Below are 12911 nucleotides of genomic sequence, written 5' to 3' on the forward strand. Positions count from 1 at the left end.
CCGGCGGGGTCCGACGCAAAAAAAGGGCGGTGCTGCGAGGCACCGCCCTTTTTCGTGCCCGAAGGCCAGCCCGCCTATTTGCGGGCGAAGCCCGGGCGGCGGAAGCTGTGCGACAGGCCCCGCGCGACCGGCTCGGGGCGGCGCACATCCTGCTCGGCGAGCGCGGGCGCCGGGCGCTGCGAGATTTCCCAGGCGCTGACGGGCTTGCGCGCGGGTTCCTCTGCCTGCGGCTCGGGCGTCGCCAGCGCTTCGTCATAGGCGACGCGCTCCTTGCGATCGAGGAAGCGCGCGCGGCTCAGGCGCTTCGACAGCGTTTCGAACGGATTGTCGGCGGTCGGACCGACCAGCGCCATCGCCTCATGGCGCCCCATGCTGCCGCTCGGCGCGGCGGCAAAGCTCGGCGTCGTGCGGCGCACCGGTTCTTCGACGGGCGCGGGGGCAGGGATCGGCTCGGGATTGACCATCGGCTCCGCTTCGCGCGCGACGGCGGGAGCCGCGGTCGGCACCCATTCGGTCTCGGCATCGGCCTCGCGGAATTCCCATGCATCGGCGGCGCGAAGCGCGCGGCGACGGCGGCGGGCGAAGGTCAGACCGATTCCGCCCGCGAGGAGCAGCGCGGCGGCACCGCCGGCGAGTTCCCAAGGGAAGGCGTCGCCGTTAACGGCCGCTTCGGTGGCGACGGGGGTGGGCGCGGGGTCGGTCACCGGCGCGATCGGAGCGACTTCGGCGGCCGGGAGCGCGCTCGCGGCGCTAGCAGTCGCGGCGACCGGAGCGGCCTCGACCGGAGCAGCAGCGGTGGGCGCCGTACGTTCGGCAGCGGCGGCGCGCGGCGCGGCCTTCGGCGCCGGTCGCGGGGCCGCCTTGGCGGCGGGACGCGGCGGAGCTTTGGCGACAGGCTCGGCGGGAAGTTCGAGCGGGACGCGGATCACCGGGGCGGGCGCGGGCGCCGGTGCGGCGACCGGGTTGGTTGTCGTCGGCGTCGTCGGCGCGACGGGCGGTGCCATCACGGTCGGCGGCGCGGGTTCGGTGGCAGGCGCCGTCTGCGCCATGGCGGCGGGGGTGGACAGGGCCAGAAACGCGGCAATCGCGCTTGCGGCGGGGCGGGAGAGGGTCGGTTTCTTTGTCATAGTGACCAAGCAACGAGTGCGGCGCATAAAGCGCTGCCCGCAAGCCCGCATTTTCGCGGCGAACCGTGGCGCGGCATCGGCGTGACGAAGAATCGGGCGCGGTTCGTCGCGGCGCCGGGTCGCCTCTGCGGTCAGCCGAGCGGTGCGGCGTGCGGCGTTCCCAGCGTCTGCGCCGCGGCGGCCGAGATCGCCGCGCCGACCAGCGACATGTCGCGGTCGAGCCGCTCGTCGAGCGCGCGATCGGGCAGCATCGCCAGCTCCGAAATCAGCGGCATCGACAATGACAGGCGCAGCGTCCCCGCCGCTTCGCCATTGGGCAGCACATGCGTGCGCACCGGCTGGCCGAGACGGATCTCGTGCCCCAGCCACTGGCGCGACTGCTCGGCGATGCGGCGGTGCATCTCGCGTGCGGCCGCGAAATCGCACCCCGGCCAGCGCGCCGACAGATCGAGCGTGCGCAGCGTCTCGGTGGCGAGGCACGACGTCCCGCCGGCGCCCGGCACCTCGACCAGCTCGAGCCGCTTCACGACGCGCATGACATGGTGGCTGAAGCGCGCGGTGACTTCGGTCACCCGCTCGGCGGGCAGCGCGGCGAAGCGCTCCATCTCGATCATCGCAGCCTGCAGGCGCAGCAGCAGCCCGAAATTGCCCTGGTCCGGAAGCTGGCCGGTACCGGGCCAGTCGGCGGGCCATTCGGCGCGCGTCGCGACGCGGCGATAGCCTTCGGGCAGCGGGCGCGCGCGCGCGGCGAGCGCCGCCGGAACGAGCGCGAAGCCGCTGAACGGCGGTCCACCCGCGAATTTGGACCCCGTCATCAGTACGACGCAGCCGAGCGCGAGATAACGGCGCACGACCGCGGGCGCGATGCGCAGCTGGCAGGCGTCGACGACGATCGTCATCGCCTCGCCATGCGCCGCGACGAGCCGCTCGACATCGGTCAGCGCGGGGAGCGTCAGCCCCGATTTCGATCCATGGACGACGTGGACGACTGCCTTGCGGCCGGCCGCGGCGGCCTGTCCGACATAGGCCGCCAGTTCATCGGCGACCGCGGCCGAGGCGCGCGGCGTGCCCGAGGCGTCGCGGACGGGAACGTCGACCAGTTCGGTGCTGGCAAAGGCCGGGTCGATCGCCGCTTGGGCGACGACGCGCGCGCCGGTCGCCGTTTCGTCGGCGAAGAAACGCCCTGCGGCGCTATGGATGCAGCCGCTGCCGACTTCGTCGCGCCCCAGCAGGATCGCAGTGATCGGTCGCCCGTCCCACGCGGCGGCGAGCCCCGCATATTCGAGGTCGGTCCCCGATGCGGCGAACACCACGCGCGTGTCGGCATGGCCATAGGCTTCGCCCAGCTTGAAGCGCAGGATCGCGAGACCCTCGGCATAGTCGTGCGCCGCGACGGGGCGATCGAGCCCGTGATGCCAGCGGTCGAGCAGGGTCTGGAAGGCATGCTCCGAAATGCTGCTGATCGTCGAAGAGCCATAGGCCAGCGCGTCGGACGGCCGGACGCTCGCATAATATTGGTTGCGCCCGGTGGCATCGGGCCGGATCCGCGCGTCGCCGCCGCTGGCCAGCGCCGTCGCCAGCCGCGCCGCATAGCGCTTGCCCGGCGGAAGGCGGGGTTCGTCGGCGGCGATGACGTTGAGCAACATGCGAGTGCGATCCTGCGCAGAAGGAGGGGGAGCCCCGCATTTAGGCGCGCAAGATGACAGTGATTTTGCGCTTTGGTGTCAGCCGCGTCATCGAAAGGTCATCGCGGTGCAACCTCGCTGTGGTCGAAGCGACATATGCGAACGACTTTTCTCGAGCCGACCCGGCTGACCGACACCCTCCGCGACCAGCGGCTGCTGTTCATTGCCAAACATGCGCGCTGGACCGGCGGCCTTCACCCCGAGGATGGCAATCACGCGCTCTATCACCGCGAGATTCGCGAGATCCTCGAAGGGCTCGGCCTGCCGCTCGTCGTCGCCGACTCCTATACCGCGCTGTTCGACCAACCCGACGCCGATTTCGTCTTTCCGCTGCTCAACCGGGGCGGCTTCTTCAATTCGGAGATGCTGCTGCCCTTGCTCTGCAACCGGCTGCGCCTCCCTTATGTCGGCGCCTCGCCGATCGTGCGCGGCCTGTCCGACGACAAGCATCTGACCAAGCTCGAGGCCGCCGCGCGCGGCGTGCCGACCGCGCCCTGGGCGCTGTTCCGCCGCGGCGCGCCGATCGATGTGTCGCGCTGCCCGCCTGCGGCGCGCTGGGTGATCAAGCCCAACAACAGCTCGGCTTCCTGGGGCATCCGCGACGCGCGCGATCGCGCCGAACTGGCGCAGGCTGTGGCGGAAATACACGCCCTCGATCATGATGCGATCGTCGAGCCCTTCATTGCGGGCAGCGACGTCGAGGTGCCGGTGATCACGCTGGGCGGCGCGCCCGCGATGCTGCCGATGATGATCTTCGAACAGGCCGACCCGACGCATCTCAGGACCTATCAGGAAAAGCGCGACCTGGTCGACCGCAGCGCCAAATACAGCCTCAAGCTGCTCGACGCGCCCGGGATCGGCGAACGGATCGCCGCGCTGACGGTGCAGATGGCCGAAATCTTCCGCCCCTTCGACTTCGGCCGCTTCGAGTTCCGCGTCGATTTCGACACGGGCGAGGTGCGGCTGCTCGAGGTCAACCTCAACTGCAACCTCTGGTCCGAAAAGGTCTTCGGCCGCGCCGCGATCGCCGCGGGCTTCACCCAGGCCGAACTGATCGAGACGATCGTCTCCGAATCGATGCTGCGCCAGCTGGTGCCCGCCGCGGCGCGGAGGGACGCGGCATGACCGACACCCCCGCCAGATTGGGCTCGATCCTGATCCTCGCCGGGCGCCGTCCGGGCGCGGTCGATGCGCTGGCCGAGGCGCATGGCGTCGCCGACAAATGCCTCGTCCCCGTGGCGGGGCGCCCGATGATCGCGCATGTGCTGGCCAGCGCGGCCAAGAGCGACGCCGCGACGATCTTTGTGTCGAGCCATCATCAGGGGCTTGCCGACGATCTCGGCGACATCGTCGTCGATCGCCTCGGCGACCGGCTCGTTTTCGTGGGCGCGGCCGACAATCTCGCCGACTCGGTGCTCGCGGTGGCTGAGCAGGCCGGTTTCCCGCTGCTGATCACCACCGCCGACAATTGCCTGCTGACCCCCGACACCATCGCCGAGATCGGCGCCGAGGCGGCGCGGCTGGGCGTCGAGGCCGGCGTGGCGCTCGCGCGGCGCGAGGATGTGCTCGCGGCGCATCCCGAGGGGCAGCGGCGCTTCTACGAATTTTCCGACGTCGCGGTGTCGAACTGCAACAGCTATTGGATCGGCCATCGCGGCGCGCTCAAGGCGGCCGAGGCGTTTCGCGGCGGTGGGCAGTTTGTCAAGAAACCCGTCCGGGTGATGCAGGCTTTCGGCCTGATCAACCTGCTGCGCTTCCGCTTCGGGCTCGGGCCGATCCACCATATCTTCCGCCGCATCTCGCGGCATCTGAAGGTCGATGTGGCGCCGCTCCTGGTGCGCGACGGCGCGACCGCGGTCGATGTCGACAACGAACGGTCACTGCGCGCGACCGAGGCGATCATGGAAAAGCGCCGGCCGCCGCAGCGGCCCGACGCGGACTTATTGCTTGGCCTTGATCGCGCGAACCGACTTGATCATCGCCTTGCCGATGCCGGTCTCGTTGGCTGACACGGTCAGGCAATTGCCCTTATATTTGGGCTTGTCGCACAGTTCCCAGACTTCGCCGGGATAGACGGCGATGCTGCCGACCAGGAAGTCGTGCTGCAGCGATGGGTCGTCCTTTTCGACACGATAGGAATCACGGTCGAACTTCTGGCCCTCAAACAGGGTCAGCGTGCCTTCGATCGTCTTGGAATTGTCCTGCGCCGCGAGCGGGCCGGCAAGCATGGCAAGGCCGGCAGCAACGGCTGCGAGGCGGGCGAAATGGATCATGCGAAATCTCCTTGTGCTCCCTTTCATGGCGGAAAAATATGGCCGGCGTCAACTGGTGACACCGGCCAGGAAGATTACGCCGTTTCAGAGCGATAGGGCCGTCAATCGGCGACCCAATTGCCGTGGAAGCCGGGCGGGACGCGGTGCGGCAGATGGACAACCGCCTGCGGCGCGCCGGTGAAATCGTCGGCGTTCAGGATGACCAGGTCGGTCGTCTCGTCGTTCATGTCGACGACTAGCCCGACCAGCCAGCCGTCGTTCTCGGCGCCCGTTTCGCTGCGCGGCACGAAAACGAACTCGCCGGGATGGCGGCCGGGGCCGAAATCATGGGCGTCGGTGATCCCGGCGTCGAGGTCGTGGCGGAACAGCTTCGTCTCGGCCATCGCCCACTCGGCCGACTTGCCGTCGGGCAAGGCAACAGTGTAAACATAGCGATAGGGCCGGGTCGTCAGCCGCTCGTCATAGCGCGGGAATTCCTGCGCATGGTCGTGGATGACCTCGCGCACCGTCGCGCCCGCGACCGGATCGATCGTCCAGCGCTCCATCCGCGATTTCTCGCTGTCGGGGCCGCGCTTCGACTGGGCGAACATCGTTTCGTGCACGACGACGTCGACGATCACCTTGCCGTCTTCGGTCTCATAGGCGTTGGCGGGGTGGAAGACGTAGCAGGGCTCGACGGGCACCCAGATGATCTCGTCGGCGCGGCCCTTCCGGGGGAGGAGCCCGACGCGCGCCGGATGGGCCTCGTTCCACGCATAGGGGAAGCGATAGCCCGACAGCAGCATCTTCATCGAAAAGGTGACCGGCAGGTCGAGCACCAGCACATAATTTTCGGTGATCGCGCAGTCGTGGATCGACGGGCCGTCGCTGACCGGGATCGCGAGTTCGCGGGTCACCTGCGCATCTTTGTCGAGGACGACGTGCCACACCTTGTTCGGCTCGTCGCCGCGATAGGTGATCGCGTGCATCTCGTCGGTTGCGGGGTCGTGATGCGGGTGCGCGGTGAAGCCGCCGACCAACGTGCCGTCGAACGGGTTGTGCGCGATGGTATCGAGCTTGTAGTCGAGCTCGACCGGCTTGCCGCCCGCCTCGACGATCGCGAAGGTGCGGCCGGCAAGGCCGACGACATTGGTGTTCGGCGCGTCGTTGCGGCCTTCGCGCGGGCCGGGGGGCAGTTCCTCGCCGAGCATTTCGCACGCCTCGCTGCCGCGCACCCAGCGGTTGCGGTACCAGTCGGCCTTGCCGCCCTCGATGCGGATGCCGTGGACCATGCCGGCGCCGGTGAACCAGTGATAGCTGGCCGGATCGGGCGCGATCGCGGGGTTGGGGCCGTTGCGCAGGTAGCGGCCGGTCAGCGCGGCGGGGATTTCGCCATCGACGCGCAGCTCCTCGAGCGTCACCTCTTCGGTCATCGGTTTGTGGATGCCGGTCAGGAAGGGATGCGCGTCGGTGGGGCGGGGGAGGCGCTTGCGGTTGAAATCGGCGACCTTGCCGATGGTTTTGACGACGGCGCCGCGGATGAGGGTTTCGACATTGCTGGCCATGAATTTGCTCCTTACGGATGTTTGCGAAAGTGTCGCGTAGCGTGGGGTTGCGCAACCGACTCGGCATGTTTACAGTGACAACATTATGGCGATCAAAGATAACAGTGTCAACATAAAAAGCGACGGCGCGAAAGCGGCAGGCGCTTATCATCATGGCGACCTGCGCGCGGCGGTGATCGCGGCGGGGCTCGAGCGGTTGGCCGAAGGCGATAGCGCCGAGCTCGGCCTGCGCGCGCTGGCGCGCGACGTCGGGGTCAGCGCAACCGCGCTTTACCGCCATTTTCCCGACAAGGAGGCGCTGCTCGACGCGCTCGCCAACGAGGGGCTGCGCCGGCTCGGTGCGCTCCAGTCGCAGGCGTGGCTCAAGGCCGGCGGCGGCTCGGCGGGGTTCAAGGCGACAGGGATCGCCTATGTCCGCTTCGCCTATGACGAACCCGCGCTGTTCCGGCTGAGCTTCACGCGCCAGATGACCGAACGCAAGGACGGCGACGACGGCGGCGAGGTCGCGTACAACCTGCTCCGCGCCAGCGTCGGCGAGGCGCTGCCGGGGGTGAAGGATCCCGATGTTGCCGCGCTGCACGCCTGGGCGCTGGTCCACGGCCTCGCGATGCTCGTTCTCGACCGCCGCATCGACTGGGACGAGGCGATGGTCGAGAAGGTGGTCGGGCTGACTTTCGGCGGGATCGCCTGACGCTCCCCCCGCTTTCCGGGCCGCGACTTCGGTTCGCCGCAAACCGCGCAATCTTAGCGGTTTATTTGCCATTTCGCGCGAAATTGCGGGCATGAAGCGATCGCTACCCCCCACGGTCGAGACGCTTTTTTGGTCGCTCTCGACAGCTCTCGGCTATTTCCTGCTCGCGAGCCTGTCGCTCTATGCCACCAAAGGCGCCGACAATATCGCCGCCCTCTGGCCGCCGAGCGGCTTCATGGTTGCGATGTTGATCCTGATGCCGATGCGCGCACGAAAGGGTGCCTATGCGGGTGCCGTCGTCGCGAGTTTCGCCGCGAACGGGCTCGCCGGTGCTCCGCTCTCGCTGACGGCGGCCTTCACCGCGGCCAATCTTTTGGAGGCGGCGACGGCCATGTGGCTGATCAACCGGAACATTGCCGGCAGCCTGTCGTTCATGGTTCCGCGCGCGATCATGACCTTTTGTCTCGCTGCGCTTGCAGCTGGTTTCGTCAGCGCCGGTACCGCCTCGCTGCTGACCGGGGGAAGTTACGACTTTTTCCGTTCGTGGCTGACGACCGTGGTGCTCGGCATGTTGATCGTCGCGCCGCCCATCGTGATCCTCGCCCGGATGATGATGTCGCGCGCTTTCGCTGCGACCACGACCGGCTCGAAAATCCAGGCAGGGCTGCTGCTCGGCGCCACCGCTGCGCTGACCTTGCTGTGCTTCTGGCAAAATCAATATCCGCTGACCTTTCTGCCTTTCGTCGCGGTCATGGTCGCGTCGTTCCGGCTCGGGCCGTTCGGCGCCGCGTCGAGCGTGCTGATCGTGGCGCTGATCGCGTCGTGGATGACGGTCAACGGGTCGGGGCGCATCGCCGCCATCGACGGCGGCAGCGAAATCGTCGTGCTTTTCCTGCAATTCTACCTGCTGACCCTGCTCGGCACCGCGCTGCCGCTCGCGGCATTGCTCGTCGGGCGCCAGCGCCTCGCGAAACGGCTCGAACAGAGCAACCGCTGGCTGCTCCAGGCCGAGGCGGCGGCGCTGGTCGGCCACTGGCGCGTCGACCTGGTCCGCTGGACGATCCAATGGTCCGACCAGGCCTATCGCATCCACGGGCTGGAACCGGGATCGGCGGTTGGCGTCGAATATAGCGTCGAGCAATATATTCCCGAAGACCGGGTCGCGGTACGCAATATCCTCAAACAGGCGGTTCGGTTCGGCCAGCCTTTCGAATTTCAGGGCCGCATCGTCCGCGCCGATGGCGCGATCCGGCACGTCCGGTCGCACGGATCGATCGAAATGAACCGCAGCGGCAAGGCGGTCGGTATCTTCGGCACGGTGCAGGACGTCACCAACACGGTCGAAAATGAACTGATGCTGGAATCGGCGCGCGAGGTGGCCGAGGCGGCGGCGAACACCGACATGCTCACCGGGCTGCCCAACCGCCGTTATACGCTTCAGGTGTTGGCGGATGCGGTGGACCGCGCCGCCGACACCGGCGCGCCCCTGGCGGTCGCGATCTTCGACATCGACCATTTCAAGCGGATCAACGACAGCCACGGCCACGGCGTGGGCGACGCGGTGATCCGCCGCGTCGCGCAGCGCGCCAAGGCGTCGCTGCGCGAAGAGGATATGGTCGGGCGCTTCGGCGGCGAGGAGTTCGTGTGCATCCTGCAACGGTCGAGCGCGCAGGCCGCCGAACTGGTCGCCGAACGCATCCGCCAGGCGATCGAGGGCGGCGGCCGGTCGACCGACAATGTTCCGCCGGCGACGGTCAGTATCGGACTCGCCGTCTATGCCGGCGAGGCGAGCGTCGAGGAACTGCTCCAGCGCGCCGACGAGGCGCTCTACACCGCCAAGCGCGAGGGACGGAACCGGCTTAGGATGGCGGCTTAGAGGGCGTTTTCGGACGGTTGCGGCCGTAGAGATCCTCCCCACGCGCAGCGATGGGGAGGTGGCAGCCCGCAGGGCTGACGGAGGGGTCGACGCCGTCAGGCGTCGGCGCAAGGCCAGACCCCTCCACCACGCCCTGCGGGCGCGGTCCCCCTCCCCATGGCTGCGCCAAGGGGAGGATCTTTAGGATAGCGCCCGCCCCAAAACCTCCGCCCTCTATCTTACCGCACCTCGCGCTCCACCAGCAACTCGGTCGCGGGCTTGCGCCGCAGCGCGACGATCAGCACGCCGGTTAGCGCCAGCGCGCCGCCGACGCCCATGCGCAGGTCGAAGGGATCGTGGGTGATCAGCACCCCGAGGCCGATCGTCGCTAGCGGCGTCATCAGCGTCAGCGGCGCCAGCAAATTCGCCTCATAGCTCTGGATCAGGTGATAATAGACCGAATGCGCCCCGACCGACACGACCAGCGCGGTGAACAGCACCGCGGCGGCGAAGGGCCAGCCCACCGCCGCGGCCGCGACCCATTGCCCCTGTTCGGCCGCCGCCGAGGCGAGGCCGAGCGCGATCACCGAGACGAAACCGACCCACGCCTGGAAGCGGAAGGGGGTCACATCGTCGACCTGCTTCATCAGCACCGCGCCCGCCGCGCCCGAAAAGGCCGAGGCCGCGACCAGCCACAGCCCCGCCGACAGCGAGACGCCGCCCGGCCGCCAGGTCACGATCAGCACGCCGGCAAGTGTCAGCGCGATCCCGATGCCGCGCCGCCAGTGGATGCGCTCGCCGAGGATCAGCACCGACAGCAGCATGGTGAACGGCACGCCGAGCTGCAGCACGATCGCTGCCGCCGAGGGCGAGGTCGTCTGCAGCCCCATGAAAAGCAACGCAAAACTGCCGCCGCCGAGGCACAGCGCGATCGCGACGATCCGCCACGCCGGGCGCGGCATCGGCAGCAGCCAGGGCAGCATGACCACGGCCACCACCGCAAAGCGCAGCGTGACGTAGAAGAGCGGCGGGATCGCCCAGTTGCTGACGATGATCTTGCTCAGTACATTGTTGAAGGCCCAGATCAGGCACACCGCAACAAGGAGGAGGAAATCGCGGACGCGCACAGTCTTTCCCGTGGCGGGCCAAGAGCGCCCGCGTCGCGAAAGGCGTTAGCAGATAGGGGGACGGAGGGAAGGTGCAGAAGGGCCGATCGGTAAAATTGCTTCGGAGCCGCCATCGCTGGCGGCTCCGAAGGTAAGTTTACAGCGTTAATTCGGTCGGATTCGACGTTTTTCATTCCGCCCCGAAGCGCGTCGTCAGTTGCAGCCCGATGATGCGCGGCTCGCCCGCGTAGAGCGTATTGAACCCCAGGCTGTTGTCGAACTGCACCGCCGACACCGCATAGCGCTTGTTGGTGAGGTTGGTCGCGAAGACTGCGATTTCGCTGCCGATGCTGTCGATGGTCAACGCCGCACGCGCGCCGAGCAGGCCGTAGGCGGGCTGGTTCAGGCTGTCGCGGTAGATCGCCGAGCCGACGAGCTGGGTTTTGCTGCGCCAGGTCCAGTCGACACTGAGCCGCAAATCGCCGATGGCGAGCGGCGCGGCATAGGTCGCGCCGAGGCGATAGCTATATTTGGGGAACTGGAAAGGCTCGCCCGAGCGGTCGCCGGTGACGTCGGTGAAGTCCAGATACTTTGCGTCATTGACCCCGACGCTTCCCGACAGCGTCAGCCCGTCGAACGGGATTGCCGTGACTTCGAGTTCGCCGCCGCGGATGCGCGCGCGCGCCGCGTTGGTGACCAGGCTGACGATCGCGCCGCCGGGCGCGGCTTGGACGATGGTGCGCTGGATATCCTTGTAATTGGCCTGGAAAATCGCGGCGTTGACGCGCAGCCGGCGACCCAGCAGGTCGAGCTTGGTGCCGACCTCATAGTCGGTGACGGTTTCGGGGGCGAAGGCCGCGAAGCTGTCGACGGTGCCGGTGCCGCGCAGATTCTGGCCGCCGCCCTTGAAGCTGCGCGCGGTGCGCGCATAAAAAAGCAGGCCGCTGCGTGGCGTCCAGTCGAGGCTGGCGAGATAGCTATAATCGGAGAAGCCGTCCTTGAAGCGCGCCTGGCAGGTGCCGCCGAGGCGCAGCGCGACCGGGATGTTGCACACCGCGCCGCCGGGGGTCGAGCGGTTGAACGAGCGTAGTTCCTTGCTCTCGTCGGTCCAGCGCAGGCCGCCGGTGAAGCGCAAGGTATCGGTGAGGTCGTAGTTGAACTGGCCGAACACCGCCCAACTGCTGTTCTTGACGAAGCCGTCGGTGAAATTGGGATTGGCGGGGTTGATCGTGCCGAGCGCGATGGCGCGCGAGGTGTCGCGGCCGGTTTCCTCGTTGAAATAGGCGCCGACGATCCAGTCGAGCCGCTCGCCGAACTGCCCCGCGAACTGGAACTCCTGGCTGAGGTTCTTCGCGCGGCTGGCGAGGCTCGCCTCGAGCAAGGTGTAGGGCGACGCGTCGAGGTCGACGTCGAGCGAGCGTTTCAGCCAGCGCGCCGCCGAAATCGAGCGGAAGGACAAGGTTGGCGTCAGCTCGACCGCCAGGTTCGAGCTGACGCCATAGGTGCGCGCATAGGTGCCTTGCAGGCCCGTCGCGTCATTGTCGTAATAGCCGCGCCGGCCGATCAGGCTGGCGAACAGCGCCTGCGCCTGCGCGAGCGCGGCGCCGATCGCGGGGCCGTTGGCGACCGGATCGGCGAGCAGCGCGGGGTTGAGGATGCCCTGGCTGATCGCGATGTCGATCAGCGCCGGCGCGGGGTTCGGCGTGCCCGGCAGCGGGCTGGGGAAGGGGCTGACGAAGGCGAGCTTGCTCACCGGCGCGTCGCCGCGGGTGCGGGTGTAGTCCGCGGAAATCGCCCAAGTGACCCTATCGTTCGGCGTGAAGAGCGTGTTGGCGCGAAAGGCGATCTGCTCGCGCCCGCCGATGCCGTCGCCGAGCCCGTTGACCCCGAGCGCGCCATTGTCGAGCCAGCGGCCGACGAGGCGGACGCCGAGCTTGTCGGTCATCAGCGGCAGGTTGAGCACCGCGCCGACGTCGTAGCGGTCGTGCGTCGCGCCGCTTGCCTGCACATAGCCGCCGAAACCGCTGAGGTCGGGCTGGCGTGTGGTGATGTTGATCGCGCCGCCGGTGGTGTTCTTGCCGAAGAGCGTCCCCTGCGGCCCGCGCAGCACCTCGACGCGCTCGGTGTCGAACAGCGCGGTCTCGAGGTTCGACGAGCGGATATAGTTCACACCGTCAACATAGACGCCGATCGGAGATTCGATGGTCAGGATCGAATCCTGCTGCGACTGGCCGCGGATCGTCAGCAGCACGCCGGTGGGATCGGCGCTTGAGGTCTGGACGAAGAAGTTCGGGGTCTGCTTGGCGATGTCGGCGATACCCTCGACATTGGCGTCGGTCAGCTGCTGCGAGCCGAAGGCGGTGATCGCGATGGGGATGGTCTGCGCGGCTTCGCTGGTGCGGCGCGCGGTGACGACGATGTCCTCGATGCCGCCCTGCGCGGTGTCGGCGTCGGTGGGGGGCGGGGCCTCCTGCGCCAAGGCCCCGGTGGTGATCGCCAGGCTGGCCGTCGCCAGCAGCAAGGACAGTTCGCGTGCTTTCATTTTTCTCTCCCTCCGCCCCGCGCCACCGGCTTTTGCCGGTCTGTCGATCCGCGAGACAATGAGGGTGACTTATCACACTAAGTGAGAC

At 68.0% G+C, this 12911-nt stretch carries 10 protein-coding genes; 4 read left to right on the plus strand and 6 right to left on the minus strand.

The window, feature by feature from the left end:
• Window positions 1–74: 74 nt before the first annotated feature.
• On the minus strand, window positions 75–1049 hold the full coding sequence (locus tag AC1RNQ_RS09365) for a hypothetical protein (protein WP_493170733.1): 975 nt from the start codon (window positions 1047–1049) through the stop codon (window positions 75–77).
• A gap of 209 nt (window positions 1050–1258) precedes the next feature.
• A complete protein-coding gene (locus tag AC1RNQ_RS09370; RefSeq protein WP_493170735.1) occupies window positions 1259–2773 on the minus strand; it encodes a hypothetical protein in 1515 nt (504 codons plus the stop codon).
• A 135-nt stretch (window positions 2774–2908) separates the two neighbouring features.
• Between AC1RNQ_RS09370 and AC1RNQ_RS09375 the strand changes: the two genes are divergently transcribed.
• Together AC1RNQ_RS09375 and AC1RNQ_RS09380 are read left to right on the plus strand one after the other, a co-directional pair.
• Entirely contained in the window at window positions 2909–3937 is a 1029-nt protein-coding gene (locus AC1RNQ_RS09375; protein ID WP_493170738.1) for a D-alanine--D-alanine ligase family protein, read from the plus strand.
• Window positions 3934–4821 carry an NTP transferase domain-containing protein gene (locus AC1RNQ_RS09380; protein ID WP_493170739.1) on the plus strand — a complete coding sequence of 296 codons (888 nt, stop codon included), beginning with the start codon at window positions 3934–3936 and terminating at the stop codon, window positions 4819–4821. Before AC1RNQ_RS09375 ends, AC1RNQ_RS09380 begins: the two co-directional genes overlap by 4 nt.
• Here AC1RNQ_RS09380 and AC1RNQ_RS09385 read toward each other — a convergent pair.
• Together AC1RNQ_RS09385 and AC1RNQ_RS09390 are read right to left on the minus strand one after the other, a co-directional pair.
• Window positions 4753–5085: a beta/gamma crystallin-related protein gene (locus AC1RNQ_RS09385; RefSeq protein ID WP_493170740.1), complete on the minus strand. Its 333-nt coding sequence runs from the start codon at window positions 5083–5085 to the stop codon at window positions 4753–4755. The two genes, AC1RNQ_RS09380 and AC1RNQ_RS09385, sit on opposite strands and share 69 nt — an antisense overlap.
• A 101-nt stretch (window positions 5086–5186) precedes the next feature.
• The gene (locus tag AC1RNQ_RS09390; protein WP_493170741.1) at window positions 5187–6629 is read right to left on the minus strand and encodes an 8'-apo-carotenoid 13,14-cleaving dioxygenase; all 1443 of its coding nucleotides are present in this window, start codon (window positions 6627–6629) and stop codon (window positions 5187–5189) included.
• Between the two features lie 85 nt (window positions 6630–6714).
• On the opposite strand from AC1RNQ_RS09390, the gene AC1RNQ_RS09395 reads away from it, so the two are divergent.
• Both AC1RNQ_RS09395 and AC1RNQ_RS09400 read left to right on the plus strand, forming a co-directional pair.
• Window positions 6715–7320, plus strand: coding sequence for a TetR/AcrR family transcriptional regulator (locus tag AC1RNQ_RS09395; RefSeq protein ID WP_493170742.1), 606 nt, complete (start codon window positions 6715–6717; stop codon window positions 7318–7320).
• A gap of 91 nt (window positions 7321–7411) precedes the next feature.
• Window positions 7412–9196: a sensor domain-containing diguanylate cyclase gene (locus tag AC1RNQ_RS09400; RefSeq protein WP_493170743.1), complete on the plus strand. Its 1785-nt coding sequence runs from the start codon at window positions 7412–7414 to the stop codon at window positions 9194–9196.
• Window positions 9197–9414: 218 nt separating this feature from the next.
• On the opposite strand, the gene AC1RNQ_RS09405 is transcribed toward AC1RNQ_RS09400, so the two are convergent.
• Together AC1RNQ_RS09405 and AC1RNQ_RS09410 are read right to left on the minus strand one after the other, a co-directional pair.
• Window positions 9415–10302: a DMT family transporter gene (locus AC1RNQ_RS09405; RefSeq protein WP_493170745.1), complete on the minus strand. Its 888-nt coding sequence runs from the start codon at window positions 10300–10302 to the stop codon at window positions 9415–9417.
• 169 nt (window positions 10303–10471) lie between these two features.
• Entirely contained in the window at window positions 10472–12823 is a 2352-nt protein-coding gene (locus AC1RNQ_RS09410; RefSeq protein WP_493170746.1) for a TonB-dependent receptor, read from the minus strand.
• Between the last annotated feature and the right edge of the window lie 88 nt (window positions 12824–12911).

Source organism: Sphingopyxis sp. GW821-FHT12F08, from assembly GCF_058806755.1.

Bases quoted from the DNA above. Each gene is read 5' to 3' on its own strand.
- AC1RNQ_RS09370 (WP_493170735.1), bottom strand. From the start codon at position 2,773: ATGTTGCTCAACGTCATCGCCGCCGACGAACCCCGCCTTCCGCCGGGC.
- AC1RNQ_RS09395 (WP_493170742.1), top strand. From the start codon at position 6,715: ATGGCGATCAAAGATAACAGTGTCAACATAAAAAGCGACGGCGCGAAA.
- AC1RNQ_RS09375 (WP_493170738.1), top strand. From the start codon at position 2,909: ATGCGAACGACTTTTCTCGAGCCGACCCGGCTGACCGACACCCTCCGC.
- AC1RNQ_RS09365 (WP_493170733.1), bottom strand. From the start codon at position 1,049: ATGGCGCAGACGGCGCCTGCCACCGAACCCGCGCCGCCGACCGTGATG.
- AC1RNQ_RS09380 (WP_493170739.1), top strand. From the start codon at position 3,934: ATGACCGACACCCCCGCCAGATTGGGCTCGATCCTGATCCTCGCCGGG.
- AC1RNQ_RS09400 (WP_493170743.1), top strand. From the start codon at position 7,412: ATGAAGCGATCGCTACCCCCCACGGTCGAGACGCTTTTTTGGTCGCTC.
- AC1RNQ_RS09385 (WP_493170740.1), bottom strand. From the start codon at position 5,085: ATGATCCATTTCGCCCGCCTCGCAGCCGTTGCTGCCGGCCTTGCCATG.
- AC1RNQ_RS09390 (WP_493170741.1), bottom strand. From the start codon at position 6,629: ATGGCCAGCAATGTCGAAACCCTCATCCGCGGCGCCGTCGTCAAAACC.
- AC1RNQ_RS09410 (WP_493170746.1), bottom strand. From the start codon at position 12,823: ATGAAAGCACGCGAACTGTCCTTGCTGCTGGCGACGGCCAGCCTGGCG.